We start from the raw sequence: 20,260 nt of genomic DNA, 5'->3' as shown, positions 1-20,260 counted from the left end.
GACTGGGCGGGCGGCACCGGTTCTGGGTGACCACGAAGGCCCGCCCGAGGGCCACAGGGGCTCCGTCCGAGTGCGTGACGGCGTTCTCCAGCGGGGGACGGACGTGATCGACCTGGGACTCGACGGGAAGCACTTCACGCCCGTCCGCGAATACGCCCGGCCGAACGCGCGGATCGCGCTGCCGCACCCAGGTGAGCCCTTCGAACCGACGCCGAGGTTGTCCCCCGGCGGGTGGGCGCAGACGGGGCAGCCGATGCCCTCGGGCGGCGGATGTCACTCGTACGGCTGATGTGGACGAGGGCCGGATCGACACGCCCGGTGAAATCCAGGGGGGTACTGCCGGCGGCAGCGGAAAGCCCAAGGCCGTTTCGGCGGGCTGATGCCCACGGGAGAGAACGTACGACAGGCGCACAACCGTGCGGACGGCGAGGGTCGGAGGGTGCGTCGCTCCCCGGCCCTCGCCCTCCGTTCGTGACCGGTTCCGACCAGGCCTGATCGATTCGGTGGGGTGGGGGAACGTACGTCCGAAGAGCTAATCGGTCTGCCGTGCGAGGCCTCATAGCAGAGCGGGGCGCCGCCCGGAGGAGTTTGTCAACTGCCCACCGCACCTGATTCCTTCCCGACTACTGTGAGTGGCCGCCGGGCAACACAGGGCCGTTTTTCTCGGCTCCCGACCGGCACCGCGATGGCGCACACCCGACTCGCGCAGACGCGCGATCCCCAGGTCCCGACGCACCAGTACGAGGACGAAGATGTCTCACCTCCGAGCACCGGCCCCCCGCGCAGACCGCCGTGAGGGCGGGCGGCACGGTCGGCCGGTCGCCCGTGCCGTCCCCTCGCTGCCCGAGACCCACATACGGCCCCAACTCATGCGGCTCGCCGTGCTGCCGCCGCTCGCGGTCGCCCTCAGCGCCTGTGCGGCCGTCCTGTTCATCGTCCGTTCCTCCGGGGTGCGGCCCACCCTCACCCTGTTCGCCGTGATCGCCGGAGCGGTCGGCGTGGCCCTCGGGGGCATCGTGATCGCCCTGGTCGCCGCCGACCGTGCCGCCGGATCCGTGCACGAACGCCTCGCCGCCCTGCGCCGCGTCAGCGCCCGCGGCGAAACGGACCTGCGCGCCCTCGTCGAGGCGCTGCGCCGCGGCGACGCACCCCCGGCCCGCGCCACGCGCGGCGCGCCGGCGCCCGACGCCGACGACTTCGAACTCCTCGGCTCCGACATCGCCCGCGCCCACGACGGCGCCTTCACCGCGGTCGTCCAGGCCTCGCAGCTCTCCAGCCAGGCGGGCAGCGAACAGAAGGTCGAGGTCTTCGTCAACCTCGCCCGGCGCCTTCAGTCGCTCGTGCACCGCGAGATCTCCATCCTCGACGAGCTGGAACACGAGATCGAGGACCCCGACCTCCTCAAGGGCCTCTTCCACGTCGACCATCTCGCCACCCGCATCCGCCGGCACGCCGAGAACCTCGCCGTCCTCGGCGGCGCCGTCTCACGCCGTCAGTGGAGCAACCCGGTCTCCATGACGGAGGTGCTCCGCTCGGCCATCGCGGAGGTCGAGCAGTACTCGCGCGTCAAGCTCGTGCCCCCGATCGACGGCACCCTGCGCGGACACGCCGTCGCCGACGTCATCCACCTGCTCGCCGAACTCGTCGAGAACGCCACGGTGTTCTCCGCCCCGCACACCCAGGTGCTGCTGCGCGCCAACCTCGTCACCTCGGGCCTCGCCATCGAGGTCGAGGACCGCGGACTCGGTATGCCCGTGGACGAGCAGCACAAGATGAACACGCTGCTCACCGACCCCGACCAGGTCAACGTCGCCAGCCTGCTCCAGGACGGCCGCATCGGGCTCTTCGTGGTCTCCCAGCTCGCCCGTCGGCACGGCATCCACGTCCGGCTCCAGACCAACATCTACGGCGGCGTGCAGGCCGTACTCGTCGTACCCCAGGGCCTGCTGGGCATGGACACGGGGCCGGGCAAGACCGGGGGCGTACCCCAGCCGCGGTCCCAGGCCCCGGCTCAGCCCCACGCCCCCGCCCCGGCCCGGACCCAGGACACGGGGAGCATGCGGAGGGTGGCCGAGCCGCCCCGGCAGCGCCCGTCGGCCGCCGGACACGAGGAGCGGCCCCCGTCGCCCACCACATCCGGCCCCGGCCCGCAGTTCGGCGGCTCGACGGGGCGGCGTCCGGAGGCCCCCCGGACCGCCGCACCGGCGCCGAACGGCCGAGGCCCGGCTCCGCTGCCCGTCCGGGGGCCCGCGTGGAGCGGCCCAACCCCGCCGAGGCGATGCCCGGCATCCGCCCCGACGACCGGCGGACCGTCGCCGACAACGTGGGCGCGGCACCCACCCCCCGGACCGGCGCCGTGCGCGGCACCATGGGCAAACCCCAACTGCCCCGCCGCCGCGCCCAGGAACACCTCGCACCCCAACTGCGCGGTGGCCCGGCGGCTCCCCGGCCGGAGAGCGAACACGTCGTCGGGCACGACCCCGGCCTCATGGCCGCATTCCAGCGGGGCATCGGGCTCGCCGAGGCACGCCAACTGGACTCGGACTACACGGACCCGGCGCTGGCGGCGATGGAGAGGGAGTACGAGGCGCACTACGGGCAACCGGCGCCCCCGGAACCGACGTACGGGGAACCCGTCCACCCGGCCGCCGTCGAACCGGCGTCGATGGAGCCCCTGCCCGTGGAGCCAGTGCCGACGGAGCCGGTGTTCATGGAGCGGATCTCCGCGCGGCCGACCGGACCGGGCCTCCCTCCGACAGGCCCGGTCGAGGACCGTACCGATGCCGCCGCGTCTCCCCTGGACGCCATGGACGTACCGCCGCCGGACACGTCCCCGATACCCGAGGCGCACCGGCTGCGCGCGCCCGGACACGACCTGGACCTCACTGCCCGGCACGACGGGAGCGCACCGGCCGGATGACCACCCTCCGCAGCACCACCCCTGCCCCCACGCCCACCCCCACCCCCCGCGCTCCCGCAGACCTTCGTACCCCAAGGAGTCGATCCACCATGGCGAGCGATGTGCCGACCGGCCATGTATCCGATCTCGACTGGCTGATGAGCGGCCTCGTCCAGCGCGTGCCGCACACCACGAGCGCGGTACTCCTGTCCTGCGACGGACTCGTCAAGTCCGTGCACGGACTCGACCCGGACAGTGCCGACCACATGGCCGCCCTGGCCTCCGGTCTCTACTCCCTCGGACGCAGCGCGGGCATCCGGTTCGGGGACGGCGGTGAGGTGCGGCAGGTCGTCGTCGAACTCGACTCGACCCTGCTGTTCGTCACCACCGCGGGCTCCGGCACCTGTCTCGCCGTGCTGGCAGGCCGTGAGGCCGATGCCGCGGTCCTCGGCTACGAGATGGCGATGCTGGTCAAGAGCGTCCGTCCGTATCTGATGACCGCGCCCCGGCAGGCGGCCGAACCCTCGGTGATGAGGCCTTGAGCGTGACGGCGGCCGGCGACGGGCCCTGGCTCGACGACGCGGCCGGACGGCTCGTGCGCCCCTACACCGTCAGCAACGGCCGGACCCGGCCGAGCACCGCCCTCGACCTCATGTCCCAGGTGATGGCCACCGGGGCGACACCTCTCGGCTATCTCGGCCCCGAGCACGCGCAGGCTCTCGACCTGTGCCGCAGGCCCGTCTCGGTCGCCGAGATGGCCGCGCAGCTGAAGTTGCCGGCGGCGGTCACCAAGGTGCTGCTGTCCGACCTCGTCGACTGCGGGGCACTCACCACCAAACCGCCCGAGTTCTACCACAACCCCACTGACCGGTCTCTTCTGGAGGCAGTGCTCGATGGACTACGACGACAGCTCTGATCCCTTCCCCACCGCGTTGAAGATCCTGGTGGCCGGAGGGTTCGGAGTCGGTAAGACGACCCTTGTCGGTGCGGTGAGCGAGATCGCGCCGCTCAGCACGGAGGAACTGCTCACCACGGTGAGCGCCTCGACCGACAGTCTCGAAGGTATCGAGAACAAGGTCGAGACCACCGTGGCGATGGACTTCGGCCGCATCACCCTGGACCCGCAACACGTCCTCTATCTGTTCGGCACACCCGGACAGGAGCGGTTCTGGTTCATGTGGGACGAACTCTCCGAAGGCGCGCTCGGCGCGGTGATCCTCGCCGACACCCGGCGCCTGGAGGACTGCTTCGCGGCCGTCGACTTCTTCGAACAGCGCGGTCTCGGCTTCATCGTCGCGATCAACGAGTTCGACGGCTCGTACCGCTACGACCCCGAGGAGGTACGCGCCGCCATCGACCTCGATCCCGAGATCCCGATCGTGCGCTGCGACGCCCGGATCTCCAGTTCGGGGGTGCAGACCCTGCTCACCCTCGTACGGCACCTGCTCGCCCACGCGCCCGCCCCGGCATCCAGCGCCCACAGTGAGGGAGCCCGCCCATGAGCTACGACCCGCCACGCCCGGCAGGTCGTCTGCTGCTGACCCCCGAGGACAACGAGGCCCCGGCCCGCACCCGGCGACTGCGTGGACTGGGCTTCGGGGAACGGCCCGAGCCGGCCCTCGACGCCTTCGCGGACCGTCTCGCGGACCTCGTCGGCGCGCCGTACGCGATGGTCAACTTCATCGGTGAGGAACGGCAGTTCTTCGCCGGGCTCCATGTTCCTGCCGAGGCCGGCACCGGTCGTGCCGCCGGGGGCGACTCCGACGAGGTGAAGCCGCGGGTGGGCCGACGGCTGCCGCGCGACCACGGGTTCTGCCCGCATGTGGTGGTCCGGCGCAAGGCGCTCGTCCTGGAGGACGTACGCGACTATCCGCGGTTCGCGGGCAACCCGGTCGTCGACGAGTTCGGCATCCGCTCCTATCTGGGCGCGCCGCTCATCGACACCGAGGGCATGGCGCTGGGCACGGTGTGCGTCGCCGACTTCGGGCCGCGCCCGTGGGGGAGGGCGGGGCTGGAGACCATCAAGGCGATGGCGGCGGAACTGGCCGGGCAGCTCGCTCCGGGGGCCCCTCTCTGAGGCCCTCTTCTGAGGCCCTTTCTGAGGGGCGTCTCCGTCACACGGAGACCGTCTCGCCGTCCGGGAACATGATCAGTGCGCGGCCCTCCTCCGTCACCGCGCACGACACCGCCTCGCGCAGGGCCTGCGGATGCACGGCGTCCCGGGTCAGCGCGACCAGCGTCACGAACAGCCTGCTCGCGCCCAGGGATTCCGCCGCGCGCTGGAGGTACGGCGTCGCCGAGTGCGGGCCGAAGGCGTTCGCGTCGACCTCGCGGGCCACACCCGTGGCCTCGTCCCAGCCGTGCAGCGCGACGACCACGCTGGTCAGTCCGGAAGCGGTACGGGTCAGGGCCCAGCCGTCACCCCGCTCGGCCTCGGGCAGGGCGGTGTCGGCCACCGCGTAGCCGCCCTCGCGGACCGCCGCGTCTGCCGGTGCCTGCACGCGGTGCACGCGGATCTCCCAGGAGCCGTGCAGCACACTCGTCGACTCGACCCGGAACTCACCCTCCACGCCGGGGAGTTCGGCTTCGTACCGGGAGGCGGCGACCCGTCCCGAGCAGTGCAGCGGAAGGATTCTGCGCCGACGTGACGCGGTGCCGTCGGGGGCGAGGAGCGCCAGGTGGCCGTCGACGTTGCGTTCCCAGGCCAGGGAGCCCGTCTCCGGTGCGGAGGCCGTCGAGTAACCGAACTTCGCGTAGTGCGGATCGTCGTCGGCGGGTCCCTCCATCGGGTTGCGATCGCTGCCGTGGTTGACGAGACGCACGATGCCGTCGTGCCGGGTGCCGTGCAGCAGCCAGCCCGGTCCCGGCAACGCCGTGAACTGGTCGGACTCCTCGACGGGCAGCGGGCGTTCCCTGGCGGTCCACACCTGGTCCTCCGGGGGCAGCAGCAGGCCCAGGAAGGCCATGCTCGACCAGTACGGCGACCCGGGCCCCGAGTGCGCCTGGGTCGCGGGCAGAAACGTGCCGTACCAGCCCAGCGGCAGCAGTCCGCGCTCGTCGGGCACCCCGCGCTCCACGAAGTGCGCCACCGCGCCGGAGGCCAGCCGCCGGGTCAGTCCCGGCGCCAGGGGGGTGCACTGGGCCAGCGCGCCCAGCCAGACGGGAGCGGTCGCGGCGAAACGATACGTCAGGGAGCGGCCCTGGTGGACGGGGGCGCCGTCCGCCCCGAAGAAGTGCGGATAGGAGGCGAGGAACTGGGTGAGGCGCCGACGGTGGACCCGGCCGCGTCCGCCGTCCTCGCCGCCCGTCATCCGGCCCCACAGCAGCGGATACAGGTGCAGGGACCAGCCCACGTGGTAGTCGAACGTACGGCCGTCACCGTCGCTGTACCAGCCGCCGCCGACATACCAGTCGTCGATCCGGTCGAGGCCGCCGTCGATGTCCTCCTGGCGGTGCGGCGCCCCGACCGAGGCAAGGAACTGCTCGGTGACCACCTGGCACAGGCGCCCGCTGTCGTCCCGGGTACGGCGGCCCACGAAACCCCACAGCCAGTCGACGATTCGTTCCTGCACGTCCACGTCGAGCCGGTCCCAGATCCACGGACGGGTCTCGTGCAGCCCGATGGCGATCGAGGCCGCCTCGGTCATCGGCTGGGAACAGTCGGTGAGTTCGGGCCACGCCTCGCCGCTGTCCCGGTCCGTGCCCGTTGTCAGACCCCGCGCGTAGCGTTCCACGAGACGGGAATCCACCTCGCCCGCCGTTCCCGCGATCCGGAAGGAGGCCAGCAGAAACGACCGTGCGAAACCCTCGAGTCCGTCCGAGACCACGCCCGCCGAGGAGTTCCTGCCGGGCAGCCGGTACTGCGCGAGACCCGGCGTCGCATAGGGGACCAGCGCCTCCAGCTGCCGGTCTGCGAGCGCCTCCCAGTGCGCCCGGGTCCAGCCGGTGAACAGCGACAGGACCCGGTCGTTGGGCGGAAGCGCCAAGTGCGGTGCGGGCATGACGGGTTCCTGGCTCCTTACGGCCCCTGAGGGGCGCGGCTGTCGGTTCAGTTGTCGGCCGAGCTGTCGGTTCGTACGGTTCTCCGAAGGGATACGGCTGATGGTTCCGGTCGGATCAACAGATGGGCGACGGTTGTCGTCTTTCCGGTTCTTCCGGCCAATGGGGATATGCCAGACGTCGTCCTTCGCGACGATGGGCGGCCTGGTGCGGCGGCGTGAAGGAAAGCTGCGGCGGCGCTTAAGAAAACCTCGATGGACCGGGGAGCCGTCGTACGGCAGATTTCGTCACGCGATCTCAGACGCGCGTTCTCGTCGGTCCTGCCGTCGACGTCACCCCTCTCCCCGCCACGGGCTTTTTCGGCGTGCCCTGCCCCGGGGTCCTACCCACAGGAGCCGTTGCGTTGAAGGCGCTGGTCAAGAAGAAGGCGGAGCCCGGGCTGTGGCTCGCGGACGTACCGGAACCGGCGGTAGGCCCCGGTGACGTACTGATCAAGGTGCTCAGAACCGGGATCTGCGGCACCGACCTGCACATCCGGGCCTGGGACGGCTGGGCGCGGCAGGCGATCCGTACGCCGCTGGTGCTCGGGCACGAGTTCGTCGGCGAGGTCGTCGAGACCGGACGCGACGTCCCCGACATCGGCGTCGGCGACCGGGTCAGCGGCGAGGGGCACCTCGTGTGCGGCCGATGCCGCAACTGCCTCGCCGGGCGCCGCCACCTGTGCCGGGCCACGGTGGGGCTCGGCGTCGGGCGGGACGGGGCCTTCGCCGAGTACGTGGTGCTGCCCGCCGCCAACGTGTGGGTGCACCGGGTGCCCGTCGACCTCGACGTGGCGGCGATCTTCGACCCGTTCGGCAACGCCGTGCACACCGCGCTGTCCTTCCCCCTGGTGGGCGAGGACGTCCTGATCACCGGGGCCGGCCCGATCGGCCTGATGGCGGCGGCGGTGGCCCGGCACGCCGGGGCGCGGAACGTGGTCGTCACCGACGTCAGCGAGGAACGGCTCGAACTGGCCCGCAAGGTCGGCGCGAGCCTGGCGCTGAACGTCTCCGGCGCGACCGTCGCCGACGGTCAGCGCGTCCTCGGACTGCGCGAGGGCTTCGACATCGGCCTGGAGATGTCCGGCCGTCCCGAGGCGATGCGCGACATGATCGCCAACATGACGCACGGCGGGCGGATCGCCATGCTCGGCCTGCCGTCCGAGGAGTTCCCGGTCGACTGGTCCCGGATCGTCACCTCGATGATCACCATCAAGGGCATCTACGGTCGTGAGATGTTCGAGACCTGGTACGCGATGTCGGTGCTCCTGGAGGGGGGCCTCGACCTCTCCCCGGTCATCACCGGGCGGTACGACCACCGCGACCACGAGGCCGCGTTCGCGGACGCGGCGAGCGGCCGGGGCGGCAAGGTCATCCTCGACTGGACCACGTAACTCCCTCACCTCTTCAGGAGCTTCTGTCATGTTCGACTCCGTGCGCGACGACCTGCGCGCCACCCTCGACGAGATCCGCGCCGCCGGTCTGCACAAGCCCGAGCGGGTCATCGGCGGCCCGCAGTCCGCGACCGTCTCCGTGACCGCGGGCGGGCGCCCCGGCGAGGTGCTCAACTTCTGTGCCAACAACTACCTCGGCCTCGCCGACCATCCCGAGGTGGTCGCCGCCGCCCACGAGGCCCTCGACCGCTGGGGCTACGGCATGGCCTCCGTGCGCTTCATCTGCGGTACGCAGGAGGTGCACAAGGAGCTGGAGGCCCGGCTGTCGGCGTTCCTCGGGCAGGAGGACACGATCCTCTACTCCTCCTGCTTCGACGCCAACGGCGGCGTCTTCGAGACCCTCCTCGACGCCGAGGACGCGGTGATCTCCGACGCCCTCAACCACGCCTCGATCATCGACGGCATCCGCCTGTCCAAGGCCCGCCGCTTCCGGTACGCCAACCGCGACATGGCCGACCTGGAACGACAGCTGAAGGAGGCCACGGAGGGCGGCGCGCGCCGGAAGCTGATCGTCACCGACGGCGTGTTCTCCATGGACGGCTACGTGGCCCCGTTGCACGAGATCTGCGACCTCGCCGAGCGCCACGACGCGATGGTCATGGTCGACGACTCGCACGCCGTCGGCTTCGTCGGCCCCGGCGGCCGGGGCACCCCTGAACTGCACGGCGTCATGGACCGCGTGGACATCGTCACCGGCACGCTGGGCAAGGCGCTGGGCGGTGCGTCCGGGGGATATGTGGCCGCGCGCGCCGAGATCGTCGCGCTGCTGCGGCAGCGCTCCCGGCCGTACCTCTTCTCGAACACGCTTGCCCCGGTGATCGCCGCCGCCTCGCTGAAGGTGCTCGACCTGCTGGAGTCGGCGGACGACCTGCGGATCCGGCTGGCCGAGAACACCGCCCTGTTCCGCCGCCGGATGACCGACGAGGGTTTCGACCTCCTCCCGGGCGACCACGCCATCGCGCCCGTGATGATCGGTGACGCCACGAAGGCCGGCCGGCTGGCGGAGCTGCTGCTGGAGCGTGGTGTGTACGTGATCGGGTTCTCGTACCCGGTCGTGCCGCAGGGGAAGGCCCGGATCCGTGTCCAGCTCTCCGCCGGACACTCCACCGAGGACGTGAACCGTGCCGTCGACGCCTTCGTCGCCGCCCGGGCAGAGCTGGCGGTCTGAGCCGGCCGGCTGACCGGACCGGGACCGTTCAGGGCATACCGTCCCGGACTTGCTGGATAATCGACTGCATGATCGAAGCGCGGCGGCTCCACATCCTGCGTGCGGTGGCCGACCACCGCACGGTGACGGCGGCTGCCGCCGCGTTGTATCTCACCCCCTCCGCCGTCTCCCAGCAGCTGGCCGCCCTGGAGCAGGAGACCGGCCACCGGCTCGTGGAGCGCGGCGCCAAGGGCGTACGGCTGACCCCGGCCGGCGAGATCCTGCTCGCGCACACCCATATGGTCCTCGCCCAACTGGAGCGGGCGGAGGCGGAGTTGGCCGCGTACGACTCCGGTGCCGCCGGTACGGTCACCGTCGCCGCCTTCGCGACCGGCATCGCCCTGGTCGTCGCCCCCGCCCTGGCCCGCCTGGCCGGGACCGCCCCCGGCATCCGGGTCCGCGTCCAGGATGCCGAGGGTGACGCCAGCCTGCCGATGGTGCTCGACCGGCAGGTCGACGTCGCGGTGGCCGTCGAGTACCGGGGGGCGCCGCCCGCCGACGACCCCCGTCTCACCCACGTCCCGCTCTACGCCGAGCCCTTCGACGCGGTCGTCCCGGTCGGTCACCGTCTCGCCGACGCCCGCGAGGTGCCGCTCGCCGAGTTGGCCAAGGATGTGTGGATCGGGCCGTACCCCGGCAATCCCTGCCATGAGGTCGTCGTCCTGGCCTGCGAGAACGCGGGTTTCCGGCCCCGCCTCGAACACTCCTCCGACGACTTTCGGGCGGTCGTGGCCCTCGCCTCGGCCGACGCCGGCGTGGCTCTCGTACCGCGTTCGGCGCTGCGCGGCATGGAGCTGACGGGGGTGGTCGTGCGCCCGGTCGACGGGGTGGCCCCCACCCGGAGGGTCTTCGCGGCCGTGCGCAGGGGAGCGGAGGAACACCCTCTGATCCGGCCGGTACTGGAGGCACTCGGCGCCGCCGCGCAGGCGTAGGCGCGCCGTCCGGCAGGGGGAACGGGCCCTCTCGCCAGGGGAGCGCGAGTGATTGTCAGTGGCATTGGCTACGGTGCGTTGCATGTCGGAAGCCGAAGACGTACGCCGTATCTCCCTCTCCCTGCCGGACACCTCGGAGAAGATCGCCTGGAGCATGCCCACGTTCCGGGTGGCGGGGAAGATGTTCGCCACGCTGCCCGAGGAGGAGACCTCCATCGCCGTGCGCTGTCCGAAGGAGGAGCGCGACGAACTGGTCCTGGCCGAGCCGGAGAAGTTCTGGATCGCCGACCACGAGGCGGGCTTCGCCTGGGTGAGAGTGCGCCTTGCAGCTTTGGAGGACGAGGGCGAACTGCGGGACATCCTCACCGACTCCTGGCGCCAGGCGGCCCCGCCCCGACTGCTGGACGCCTACCCGGAGTTGGGGGCGCCGGGTGCCGACTGAACCCGGAGGGCGGGCTCAGGCCACGAACCCCTGGATCCGCTCCCGGAGCGTCCGTGCGTCGAGCCCGTGCGCGGCGACGTGCTCGTCGATGTCCCCGTACCTGCGGAGTTCGCGGCGGCCGACGCCCAGGCCCAGCACCCGGTGCGGCATATCGGGGAGCGCGTCGTTCACGACGGCGGTCGACGTACCCGCGAGGTACGGCTCGACGAGGACGACGTCGGTGCTGGCCGCCTCTGTGGCCCGGCGCAGGGCGGCGGTGTCGAAGGGCCGTACGGTCGTCGCGTACAGGACGGTGACGTCGAGCCCTTCCGTGGCGGCGAGCACGGTGTCGAGCATCGGTCCGACGGCGATCACGACGCCGGAGCGGCCCTCGCGGACGGTGAGGAACCGTACGCCGTCGACCGCGCGCCCGTCCGCGTTGGACTGCGCCGACAGCCGGACGTACACCTTGTCGTCGCCCGCGGCGACCGCGTGCCGCAGCAGCGTCTCGGCCTCGTCGGGGTGCCCCGGCACATGGACGGTCCAGCCGTCCAGGGTGTCGAGAAGGGCCACGTCACCGGGTGCCATATGCGTGAAACCGCCCGCCGGCCAGTCGAAGGAGCCGGCGGCGCTCACCAGCACGGCGCCGACGTCCTGGTGACCGAGGTCGAGTTTGACCTGCTCGAAGGGGCGCTCCACGAGGAAGCTCGCGAACGTGTGCACGACCGGGCGCATACCGGTGAGCGCCAGGCCGGCGCCCGCGCCGACGAGAAGCTGCTCACGGATGCCCACGTTGATCACCCGGTCGGGATGCCGGGCCCGCGCCCGGGCGAACGCGTCCGCGCCGATCTCGGCCAGGACGACGGCGACGCGTGGGTCGTCGTCGAGCAGCCTGGTCAGGACGGGGGCGAAGCGGTCACGCATGGTGTCCATGGGGGAGTGGATCCCTTCAGATCGGTGAGATCAGATCGGTGAGAACGGTCGGAAAAGCCGGACCGGGTCGGGGCTGTGCCGGGTCAGCCGGACTTCGGTTCGACCCGTGCCACGACCGCGTGCGGGCGACCGGGGTCCGGCGTGGTGAAGGCGGTGTACAGGGCCTCGTGGTCACGGCCGTCGACCGTGGACGTGGACCAGCCCGCGGCCTCGAAACGGGCGGCGATGCCACCGGGCCTGGCGTGGCTGGCGGACGAGTTGTCGACGACGACGGTGTGCAGGCGTTCGAGGCCGGCGGGACCGGCGAAGGCGATCGCCTCGTGGTTGCTGCCCTCGTCCAGTTCGGCGTCGCCGACCAGCACCCACACCGCGGGCCTGTCGAGCCGCTGGGCGCGCAGCCCCAGCGCCGTACCGACGGCGATCGGCAGACCGTGCCCGAGCGAACCGCTGCCGATCTCGGCCCCGGGTACCAGCACCCGGTCGGGGTGGTGGCCCAGCGGTGAGTCGTACGAGCCGAAGCCCGGCAGCCAGTCCACGGGCAGGAAGCCCTTGGCGGCGAGGACCGCGTAGTACGCCATGGGCCCGTGTCCCTTGGACAGCAGGAACCGGTCACGCTCCGGGTCCGTCATCCGGTCCGGGCCCACCCGCAGGACCCGGTCGTAGAGGACCCAGAGCACATCCAGGGTGGAGGTCGCCGCAGGCCCGTGCTTCTCGTCGCCGGTCATCAGCCCCATGAGCCCGGGCAGCTCGGCGTGTCCGTGGGTGCCGTACCGGTCGGGTGCGTCGTGTGAGTCGCGTGTCCCGGACAGGTCGGCGTGCGTGGTTGTGGCTGTCATGGGGACGATCCTGCGACCTCAATCAAACTTGAGGTCAAGTGGCGGACGTGCGAATAAAGGAGTGCGCGACCATCGACCCGAGTGCGGTATTGTTTCCATGCGCGTTCAACCAGGGGAAAGCCCAGGTCAGACCGCATCGGGACGTGGCGCAGCTTGGTAGCGCACTTGACTGGGGGTCAAGGGGTCGCAGGTTCAAATCCTGTCGTCCCGACTGGAGACAGTCGCAGGTGAGGGCCGGTTTCGGAGGCATCCGAAACCGGCCCTTGGCTATTCTTGGGGACCAGTTGGAGCCAGGGTCCTTGACCGGCGTCAGCGGGTCATGACGATCGGGCTCGGCAGGGAGCGTGGTGCGCGGAGCACGCTGAGGTGCGCGGAGAGTGCTGCGCCTGCGGCTGTGATCTTGTGTACGTCCGGGTGGAGGTAGCGCTGGGTGGTGGTCAGCGACCCTGGTCGGCGATCCGGCGCAGGACATGGACCTGCACTCCCGCGTCGGCGAACCAGGTCAGTCCCGTGTGCCGGAGGTCGTGGCGGCGCAGGTGCTGGTAGCCGAGCTTGGTTACCACGTGGTCCCAATGGGTGGCGTCGCGCGGGACGGCGGTGGAGATGCGTCCGCCGCGCGGGCCGGTGAAGAGGCGGGCATCGGGATCGGGGCCGGCAGACAGGATGCGCTGGGCGACGAGGGGGCGGATCTCTTCGACGATGGGAACCTTGCGGGCCCGCTTGCCCTTGTCGGTCAGCCCGCCGGGTGCGGGTGTGGTCTGACGCCGTACGGTCCAGATCCACTGGCGGTGTCGAGGTCACCGACGCGGCATCCGGACACCTCGCCGATCCGGGCGGCGGTGCACGCGGCGAAGAGGACGACGTCTCCCCAACCGCGGTAGTCGTCGTAGTAGGCGGCCACGAGTGTGTCGGCCAGTCGGACGAGGGTCTCCCAGTCGGGCAGTGCCAGCCCGCGTGGGTCGAGGAGTTCGTCCTCGGCCTGCTTGCAGAGCTTCTGCCAGCCGGTCACCCGGGCGGGTTTGACCTTGACGATGCCGTCACGGGTGGCCTGGAGCCGGTCGCCAAGCGCTCGTGACCTGCACTGTCAAGCAGATCCTCCGCCTGCACGCACGAGGAATCCTGTCGGACAAGGACGAATGGGCATCCGGCTGGTGCGGGACGCTCCGATGCCGGCCGCCGACCGGTTTCACACCTGGAGTCCGGGAGCCGGCGACTCCCCTGTGGGCTGTGGTTCGAGCACCTCGCCACACTCACACTCGTGGTGGTCGAAAGCCGCCCGGGCCGAGTTGTGCCGTTGGGGCATCCGGCCGGGGCGGCGTCGAACGCGGCTGGGCAGCCGCTGGGTGCGCGTTACGGGGTCGTGTAGGGGTCCTGGCTGATCAGGTGGGCCTTCAGCCCGTCGCCGATGCCAGCCTCCGGGGTTCCGGCCCAGTCCTTGATGAGTACGGCGCCGGTGCTGCAGCCCCACGGGTTCCAGGTCCACGCGAGATAACCCATGTTGTGCGCGTCGGCCCAGTCGACCAGCCGCTGCATGTAGTCGAAGCCGCAGTTGTCCTGGCCGAACTCACCGATGACGACCGGCACTTGTTGCGCGAGCGGCGCGACCTGGCTGTCCCAGCAGGATTCGGTCGCGCAGGCGTTGAAGCTGTAGGAGTGCCAGGACGCGGCGAGGTTGTTCAGTGGGTCGGTCGGCTTGTACGTCAGCCACTCCCGCATGTCGTTGGCCCACTCCAGGCCACCCAGCATGAGGACGTTGGTCGCGCCGGTGGCCCGAACAGCGTCGACCAGGTCCTGCATGCCGGCGGTTTCATAGGGAAGGCCGGTGCAGGTGCCGCCGTCTCGCCAGCACGTCCAGCCGAGGGTCTTGTCCCAGTTGCCGGCGATCTCCGGGTACGGCTCGTTGAACAGATCGAAAACGACGGCGTCGTTGCCCTTGAACGCGCCTGCGACACCGGTCCAGAACTGGGGGGCGTACTGCGCGTCCGGCATCGGCTTCTGGCACGTCGCGGTGGCGTCCTTGCAGTGCCAGTCCGGCCCGTTCGTGTAGGCACCTCGGGTCCAGTGCAGATCGAGGATCGGGGTGATGCCGTTGGCCACCAGCAGGTTGACGTAGTCCTTGACGCCCTGCTGGTAGGTGGCTCCACTGGGCGAGCCGTTGATGCCGAGCCAGCATTCCTCGTTCAACGGCACGCGTACCGCGTGGATGTTCCAGGTCTTCATCGCGTCGACGGACGCCTGGTCGACCGGGCCGCTGTCCCATAGCCCCTTGCCCTGCACACAAGCGTATTCACCGCTGGAGCGGTCCACACCCAGCAGCCGGTACTGCTTGCCGCTCGCGGTGACGATCTTGTTACCGGAAACCTTCAGCTCCGGGGCCGGATCACTGGGACCGCTGGTCGGAGTGGTGGTGGGGCTGGGGGTCGGGGATGTCACCGAGCCGGTACAGGCCACGCCGTTGAGCGCGATCGATGCGGGTTCCGGATTGGCGCCCTTCCACGCACCGGTGAACCCGATGGAAGTCGACCCGCCCGTATCCAGCGCCCCGTTCCAGTCGAGGCTGGTGGCGGACACGCGGGTTCCGGACTGTGTCCACGTGGCACTCCAGCCGTTGGTGACCTTCTGGTCGGAGGTCGGGAAGTCGAACGTGGCGGTCCACCCTCGCACGGGGGAGCCGAGATTTGTGATGGCCAGGTTCGCGGTGAACCCTCCCGGCCATTCGCTCTGCACCTTGTACGCGATCGAGCAGCCGGTGGCGGCTGCCGATGCGGGCAGGGTAGCGACTGCAAGGCCACCCAGGATCAGTGCGCCGGCGGCACCGGTGGCCATTAAGGCGTGACGACGTTTCACTTGATCTCCTCGTTGCCGTAAGGGATCGATGAGCTCGATACCCAGCTGATCGACGAGCTGGTGAGCCGGGCCCAGGCCGAGGGCCTGCAGCTGACCGGTCCACCGGGCGGGTACTGCGTGCCGTACGGATCAAGGAATCAACAACTGTCGCGCGTTCAGATCCTGTCTTCCCGACGGATCCCACGCGGGCGTCAGCAGCCGATCGGTGAGGAGCCCAGGGCCACGTCGTCGAACCAGAGAGTGTCGTCCCCGGTGCCGTAGCTCTCCCAGCCCAGGCGCAGGCCGGTGGGGCGGGGAGGGGTCCTGCGGGCGAGCCACTGCCCGTCGACGTTCTGGGTCGCCACCCCGTCCACGTGCAGTCCGGCGACCTCACGGTCGTCGACCCATGTGCGCATGGACTGGGCTGTGGTGTCGATCTGGAACCGCAGGCACAGCCACTGACCGGTCGGCAGCGGCGTGCTGAGCGCGACCCCCGCCGGGCTCTGTTCCGGCAGCGTCGCGTCGTCGCTCTCGCGGTTCCACTGCAGCGCGCCGTTCTGCCCGCCGACGCGCAGCGCCCTGCCGCCCTGTGAGGCGTCCGGCATGGATACGAAGGTGACGTGGTTGGTGGGCAGGGCGGTGGTGTGCCGGACCCGCATGCGTCCGTACACCACGGGCCCGACGGAGGACAGATCGCGGGTGGAGGCTGCGAAGACGTGGTTGCAGTAGCCGGCGCCGCCGTCGACGCGCAGCGACCTGGTGCCGCTGTAGGCGACGGACGTGTCGACGCTGACCTTCCCCGTGCCCTGGCAGTCGGGTGCCGTGGTCTGCCAGGGGCCCGAAGGCACGGTACCGGTCTGGTCCTCGAAGTCGGAGCAGATCGTCGCCCCGGCGCATTCGGCCGGCGCCGTGGCTGTCGCGGTCGCTGTCGGTGAGGCGGTCGCCGTCGGGGTGGGACTCGCGGTTCCGCCGCACGGCGTGCCATTGAGGGTAAAGGCGGTGGGAGCCGGGTCGGCGGTGCGCCAGGTGCCCTGGAGCCCGAAGTCCACGGACCCGCCGGCGGCGAGCACGGCATTGTGCGCGACGTTCACTGCGGTCACCGCACTGCCCGACTGGGTGACCTGCGCGTTCCAGGCGGACGTGACCTGCTGGTCGCCGCCGTAGGTCCACTCCAGCCGCCAGCCGTTCAGGGCGGCGCCGAGATTCGTGACGCGGATCTGGGCGGTGAAGCCGCCGGACCACTCGTTGGCGGTGTACGTGACCGTGCAGCCCGTCGCCGCGCCCTGAGCGCGCGACGTCGCGATGGCAGGAAGGGCCACCGCCACCACGGTCAGCACCAACGCCCAGAGCGGCAGGCGGTGGCGGCGCACGCGTAATGAAGTCATGTCCATGGTCAATCTCCGAGAGTCAGGACGCGGTGCAGGAGAGTGTGCCGAGGGCTCGGTCGTCGCCGCTGAGCGTCATCCCCCAGGTCGTCGACGCGCCCGGTGCCAGCGAGCCGTTGTAGGAGGCGTTGTGAACGGTGGTGGCGGGGCGGGACGGATCCACCACCGCGTTCCAGCGGTTCGCCACGGTCACACCGCCCGGCAGGGTGTGGTGCACCGACCAGTCGGTGACCGGCCGGGACCCGGTGTTGGTGACCGTGACATCGGCCTGGTACCCGCCCTGCCATGAGCCGGTCAGCTTCCACTCCGCCGTGCAGGCGGTGTCGCCGGAGGGGCTCGGCGCGGGAGTGGGAGGTGGTGTCCCTCCAGAGCTGTCGGTGGTGTAGGGGACGGCGGTGTAGTCCTGCGAGCAGCCTCCCGCGCAACCCGACGGCAGCGAGAAGGAGTACGTACGGCCGCCGCCCAGCCAGGCGTCGGCTGCGTCGCGGATCCGTATGGTGAAGCTGCTCTGGCCGGAGGCCGTCGCGCCGATGACGTAGGACTGCCCCATGTCGCTGTTCATTGCGGCGTCGGTCCAAGTGCCGTTCGCCAGGTACTGGACGCCGTGGATGCCGCCCGGCAGATGGGAGACGGCGATGGCGGGCCAGTACCGCTGGGCTCCCCTGAGGAAGCCGATACGGATGTCGCCGCTGTAGTCCGGGGCCGGGACGAAGCTCCAGGAGACATGACGGTTGTTCCAGTGGTCCGGGTACATCGTCCCCACTGGGGTGCCGCCGGTCCGGAAGCGGTTGAGGGAGTCGGTTGCCAGGTCGAGGTGGTTGGGGTCGTCCCGGCACCAGGCGTTGGAATCGGCGCAGCTGTCCGCGACGAGCATGGTCAGGGTGGCCCCGTTGTACTTGTCGGCCACCCAGGAGCCGTTGCGGCAGAAGGGCAGGCCCGGGGCGCCGTCGTTGGTGCCGGTGCAGTAGTCCCCGATGGTGACCTTGACCCAGCGGCCGCAGTTGCGGCCGTTGTCGAAGACGCCCTTGACCGAGGCGTTCGAGTCCGGCACCGGGCGGGGGTAGGTGCTCGAGTAGTCGCCGGGTGTGTTGAACACGTTGAGCGCCACGAAGTCCTGGCTGTCCAGTTCGCGCTGCGGCAGACCGCAGCCGCCGTAGGGGCTGCCGAGCCCGGCGAAGTGGGTCGCGTTACCCAGGACCTCAGTGACGGCGGCCCTCTCCGCGGGCGGCTGGGCCGCCGCGGCCACGACGGGTAACGCGGCGCAGCAGAGCGCTGCCAGCAACGTGGCGATGCGCCTTCGGGCGGGCGAGCGGGGGGTCGAAAGAAGCTGCATGGGGGGATCCGCCTTCTTCGTGACGGGGCGCCGTGACGCTTGTACGGGAGTCCTCTCGGAGGGAGGGGAGCGAGCGCTGGAACCCCTCACCAATGGGAGCGCTCCCACAATCTCCGTATCCGGGGACTGTAGAAGAGGGTCATGCCCCTGACAAGGGGTAGGTTCCCGTCGGAGTTTTCGCCCTGTCCGAGCCGGGGCGTGCCCGGCCCGGACAGGGGTGGAGTCAGCTGAGGTTCCACTTCTGGTTGATGCCGCCGTTGGACGGCCAGGTCACCACCTTGGTGCCGGACGTGGTCTGGTGGTTGTAGGCGTCCGGACGCAAGGTGGTGCCCGACATGGTCACCGTCAGCTGGCCGGACCCGGTGCGGGTCCAGAGCTGGTTGGCCCCGCCCTGGCAATCACGGATCTGCACCTGCGTACCTGCCATCGTCGGCACGTCCAGGCACTTGCCTGCACCCACCACGTGCAGCGCACCGGAAGTGCTGGGCGGCGGTGGGGTGGTGCCGCCGCCGTCGAGACAGAGGAAGGTGAAGGCGTAGGCGAGCATGCCGGTCATGGCCCTGGGGACCAGCTGGGGACCGCACGGTGTGCGCGCAGGTGCACGACGGCCCGTCGCGTCCACCGCCTGCACTCAGATTGAACCTGATATCTCCGGAAAGTACCCTTGCCCTCACTGCTGGGGGTCAAGGGGTCGCAGGTTCAAATCCTGTCGTCCCGACTTGTGGAAGTCGGAGGCCGGAGGGGGCGCCGTTTTCTCAGCGATGAGAAGACGGCCTCCGTCGTTTGCGCACAGTGGCGTCAGTCGTCATCCGCCGCCGTCGAGGTCGGCGCGTCGGCGGAGCACCCGCAGCTCATGGCCGACGAACTCCATCTCGTACAGCTTGCCCCGCGCGTTGTCGAAGGGGCGGTGGAGCACCATCATCAGCCGGTCGTCGAACGTGTGGAAGAGCATCCCGTGACCGCTGTCCTCGCGGACCAGCGGCCGGTGCTGCTGCCACGGCCCCGTGATGTCGCCGGACGCCGAGGTGGCGTAGGTCTGCACATAGCCGCCGCTCATGGCCCCGTCAGGGCCGACGGTGTTCTTCTCGTACGTCGACCACAGCATGAGCAGCGATCCGTCAGGGGTGCGGTGGAGTTGGGGGCCGTCGGTGACGTACGGCGGGAGCTGGTTCGGCAGGCCGCCGGGGATCTCCTCGGCGAGCCAGGACGCGTCCGAGCCCTTGAACAGGAAGAGGGGCTCTCCGATGGTCCGGGCCAGGTCCGGGGCAAGCCGGATCGCCTCCATGGTTCCGTCGATGGTCTGCAGCCACTCGTGCGCGTACACCATCCAGGGCTGCCCGGACGGGTCGACGTAGAGCGTGCCGTCGAGCGTCATGAGGTTCTCGGGCGGGGTGGGGCGTGAGGGGTCTACGACGGTGAACGGGCCCAGCAGCGAGGACGAGACGGCTGTGATCGTGCCGCGCATGTAGGCCGGGATCTGGAACGGCGTACCCCACTGGTTCGGCGGAGGTACCGGAAGCGGTCTGTTCTGGTCATGCAAGGTGGTGAACAGGTAGTACCTGCCGCCCCATTCGTGCACCTCGGGCGCCCAGCCGCCGTCGGTCGCCCAGATCTCCTCCTGCTCGGCGGCCAGGAAGACCACCACGGGGCGCGTCCAGTTCCGCAGGTCGTTGCTGCGGTAGACCATTGTGCCGGTGCCGTCCACGCCCGATACGGACGGGTTGTTGGACGTGTAGAGGTAGTAGGTGCGGGTCCTGTTGTCGGCGACGACGAACGGATCGTGCAGCGGCATGTCGGGAAGCCGCATCGGGGTGGTGTCGGTGTCGGTGTCAGCCACGGTCGAAGGATAAACGCACCGCTCCGACCTCGGTTCGCACCCGTGTTCGGGCATGGCGTTGGCCGAGAAAAACGCGTGGACCCCGGGGAAGCCGACGCGGGACACTGCGACTTCTGGCCTGCCCGTACCCACACGTCGGCGTCGCCGCGAGCTTCGCGGG

17 protein-coding genes, 1 tRNA gene and 2 pseudogenes are annotated in these 20,260 nt (G+C 70.5%); 11 read left to right on the top strand and 9 right to left on the bottom strand.

Features of this window, described 5'->3' with window-relative positions:
* The first annotated feature begins 70 nt into the window (after positions 1-70).
* The 6 genes and pseudogenes from QA861_RS05905 to QA861_RS05880 all read left to right on the top strand — a co-directional run bounded on the left by QA861_RS05905 (position 71) and on the right by QA861_RS05880 (position 4,976).
* The gene (locus QA861_RS05905; protein WP_334587145.1) at positions 71-289 is read left to right on the top strand and encodes a hypothetical protein; all 219 of its coding nucleotides are present in this window, start codon (positions 71-73) and stop codon (positions 287-289) included.
* Between the two features lie 463 nt (positions 290-752).
* A pseudogene (locus tag QA861_RS05900) lies at positions 753-2,920 on the top strand (sensor histidine kinase).
* 89 nt (positions 2,921-3,009) lie between these two features.
* Complete coding sequence (locus QA861_RS05895; RefSeq protein WP_334587144.1) at positions 3,010-3,441, top strand: roadblock/LC7 domain-containing protein; 432 nt, start codon at positions 3,010-3,012, stop codon at positions 3,439-3,441.
* A gap of 2 nt (positions 3,442-3,443) precedes the next feature.
* Positions 3,444-3,815: a DUF742 domain-containing protein gene (locus tag QA861_RS05890; RefSeq protein WP_006374978.1), complete on the top strand. Its 372-nt coding sequence runs from the start codon at positions 3,444-3,446 to the stop codon at positions 3,813-3,815.
* Complete coding sequence (locus QA861_RS05885) at positions 3,793-4,401, top strand: GTP-binding protein (RefSeq protein ID WP_334587143.1); 609 nt, start codon at positions 3,793-3,795, stop codon at positions 4,399-4,401. The genes QA861_RS05890 and QA861_RS05885 overlap by 23 nt, the downstream gene beginning before the upstream one ends.
* Entirely contained in the window at positions 4,398-4,976 is a 579-nt protein-coding gene (locus tag QA861_RS05880) for a GAF domain-containing protein (RefSeq protein ID WP_334587142.1), read from the top strand. The genes QA861_RS05885 and QA861_RS05880 overlap by 4 nt, the downstream gene beginning before the upstream one ends.
* Positions 4,977-5,013: 37 nt before the next feature.
* Here QA861_RS05880 and QA861_RS05875 read toward each other — a convergent pair whose 3' ends face one another.
* Positions 5,014-6,900 (bottom strand): DUF2264 domain-containing protein, encoded by a 1,887-nt coding sequence (locus tag QA861_RS05875; RefSeq protein ID WP_334587141.1) that lies wholly within the window; start codon positions 6,898-6,900, stop codon positions 5,014-5,016.
* Positions 6,901-7,301: 401 nt separating this feature from the next.
* On the opposite strand from QA861_RS05875, the gene tdh reads away from it, so the two are divergent.
* From tdh to QA861_RS05855, 4 genes are all read left to right on the top strand, one after another.
* The gene (gene tdh, locus QA861_RS05870) at positions 7,302-8,330 is read left to right on the top strand and encodes an L-threonine 3-dehydrogenase (RefSeq protein WP_334587140.1); all 1,029 of its coding nucleotides are present in this window, start codon (positions 7,302-7,304) and stop codon (positions 8,328-8,330) included.
* Between the two features lie 28 nt (positions 8,331-8,358).
* Positions 8,359-9,558: a glycine C-acetyltransferase gene (locus tag QA861_RS05865; RefSeq protein WP_334587139.1), complete on the top strand. Its 1,200-nt coding sequence runs from the start codon at positions 8,359-8,361 to the stop codon at positions 9,556-9,558.
* 68 nt (positions 9,559-9,626) lie between these two features.
* Complete coding sequence (locus QA861_RS05860) at positions 9,627-10,529, top strand: LysR family transcriptional regulator (protein ID WP_334587138.1); 903 nt, start codon at positions 9,627-9,629, stop codon at positions 10,527-10,529.
* An 82-nt stretch (positions 10,530-10,611) separates the two neighbouring features.
* A complete protein-coding gene (locus QA861_RS05855; RefSeq protein ID WP_334587137.1) occupies positions 10,612-10,971 on the top strand; it encodes an MmcQ/YjbR family DNA-binding protein in 360 nt (119 codons plus the stop codon).
* Between the two features lie 15 nt (positions 10,972-10,986).
* Here QA861_RS05855 and QA861_RS05850 read toward each other — a convergent pair whose 3' ends face one another.
* Both QA861_RS05850 and QA861_RS05845 read right to left on the bottom strand, forming a co-directional pair.
* The gene (locus tag QA861_RS05850; RefSeq protein ID WP_334587136.1) at positions 10,987-11,883 is read right to left on the bottom strand and encodes a transketolase family protein; all 897 of its coding nucleotides are present in this window, start codon (positions 11,881-11,883) and stop codon (positions 10,987-10,989) included.
* Between the two features lie 83 nt (positions 11,884-11,966).
* The gene (locus QA861_RS05845) at positions 11,967-12,719 is read right to left on the bottom strand and encodes a thiamine pyrophosphate-binding protein (RefSeq protein ID WP_443041448.1); all 753 of its coding nucleotides are present in this window, start codon (positions 12,717-12,719) and stop codon (positions 11,967-11,969) included.
* 137 nt (positions 12,720-12,856) lie between these two features.
* Between QA861_RS05845 and QA861_RS05840 the strand changes: the two genes are divergently transcribed.
* Positions 12,857-12,930: transfer RNA gene (locus tag QA861_RS05840), tRNA-Pro, on the top strand.
* 98 nt (positions 12,931-13,028) lie between these two features.
* On the opposite strand, the pseudogene QA861_RS05835 reads toward QA861_RS05840, so the two are convergent.
* The 6 genes and pseudogenes from QA861_RS05835 to QA861_RS05810 all read right to left on the bottom strand — a co-directional run.
* Positions 13,029-13,770, bottom strand: a pseudogene (locus tag QA861_RS05835) (tyrosine-type recombinase/integrase); the annotation flags it as partial.
* 299 nt (positions 13,771-14,069) lie between these two features.
* Positions 14,070-15,545, bottom strand: a complete 1,476-nt coding sequence (locus QA861_RS05830) for a cellulase family glycosylhydrolase (protein ID WP_443041547.1) — start codon at positions 15,543-15,545, stop codon at positions 14,070-14,072.
* Between the two features lie 212 nt (positions 15,546-15,757).
* Positions 15,758-16,930 carry a cellulose-binding domain-containing protein gene (locus QA861_RS05825; RefSeq protein ID WP_334587134.1) on the bottom strand — a complete coding sequence of 391 codons (1,173 nt, stop codon included), beginning with the start codon at positions 16,928-16,930 and terminating at the stop codon, positions 15,758-15,760.
* Between the two features lie 22 nt (positions 16,931-16,952).
* Entirely contained in the window at positions 16,953-18,263 is a 1,311-nt protein-coding gene (locus tag QA861_RS05820) for a cellulose binding domain-containing protein (protein WP_334587133.1), read from the bottom strand.
* Positions 18,264-18,486: 223 nt separating this feature from the next.
* Entirely contained in the window at positions 18,487-18,819 is a 333-nt protein-coding gene (locus tag QA861_RS05815; RefSeq protein ID WP_334587132.1) for a ricin-type beta-trefoil lectin domain protein, read from the bottom strand.
* 249 nt (positions 18,820-19,068) lie between these two features.
* Entirely contained in the window at positions 19,069-20,070 is a 1,002-nt protein-coding gene (locus tag QA861_RS05810) for a glycoside hydrolase family 43 protein (RefSeq protein WP_334590462.1), read from the bottom strand.
* Positions 20,071-20,260 lie beyond the last annotated feature (190 nt).

Source organism: Streptomyces sp. B21-083 (genome assembly GCF_036898825.1).
Lineage (GTDB): Bacteria > Actinomycetota > Actinomycetes > Streptomycetales > Streptomycetaceae > Streptomyces.
Note: the sequence above shows the minus strand (reverse complement) of the source record. Positions and strands in the feature narration are given on the sequence as shown.

Bases quoted from the DNA above. Each gene is read 5' to 3' on its own strand.
- QA861_RS05895 (WP_334587144.1), top strand. From the start codon at position 3,010: ATGGCGAGCGATGTGCCGACCGGCCATGTATCCGATCTCGACTGGCTG.
- QA861_RS05885 (WP_334587143.1), top strand. From the start codon at position 3,793: ATGGACTACGACGACAGCTCTGATCCCTTCCCCACCGCGTTGAAGATC.
- QA861_RS05880 (WP_334587142.1), top strand. From the start codon at position 4,398: ATGAGCTACGACCCGCCACGCCCGGCAGGTCGTCTGCTGCTGACCCCC.
- QA861_RS05875 (WP_334587141.1), bottom strand. From the start codon at position 6,900: ATGCCCGCACCGCACTTGGCGCTTCCGCCCAACGACCGGGTCCTGTCG.
- QA861_RS05865 (WP_334587139.1), top strand. From the start codon at position 8,359: ATGTTCGACTCCGTGCGCGACGACCTGCGCGCCACCCTCGACGAGATC.
- QA861_RS05860 (WP_334587138.1), top strand. From the start codon at position 9,627: ATGATCGAAGCGCGGCGGCTCCACATCCTGCGTGCGGTGGCCGACCAC.
- QA861_RS05855 (WP_334587137.1), top strand. From the start codon at position 10,612: ATGTCGGAAGCCGAAGACGTACGCCGTATCTCCCTCTCCCTGCCGGAC.
- QA861_RS05850 (WP_334587136.1), bottom strand. From the start codon at position 11,883: ATGGACACCATGCGTGACCGCTTCGCCCCCGTCCTGACCAGGCTGCTC.
- QA861_RS05845 (WP_443041448.1), bottom strand. From the start codon at position 12,719: ATGACAGCCACAACCACGCACGCCGACCTGTCCGGGACACGCGACTCA.
- QA861_RS05830 (WP_443041547.1), bottom strand. From the start codon at position 15,545: ATGGCCACCGGTGCCGCCGGCGCACTGATCCTGGGTGGCCTTGCAGTC.
- QA861_RS05825 (WP_334587134.1), bottom strand. From the start codon at position 16,930: ATGACTTCATTACGCGTGCGCCGCCACCGCCTGCCGCTCTGGGCGTTG.
- QA861_RS05820 (WP_334587133.1), bottom strand. From the start codon at position 18,263: ATGCAGCTTCTTTCGACCCCCCGCTCGCCCGCCCGAAGGCGCATCGCC.
- QA861_RS05815 (WP_334587132.1), bottom strand. From the start codon at position 18,819: ATGACCGGCATGCTCGCCTACGCCTTCACCTTCCTCTGTCTCGACGGC.
- QA861_RS05810 (WP_334590462.1), bottom strand. From the start codon at position 20,070: ATGCGGCTTCCCGACATGCCGCTGCACGATCCGTTCGTCGTCGCCGAC.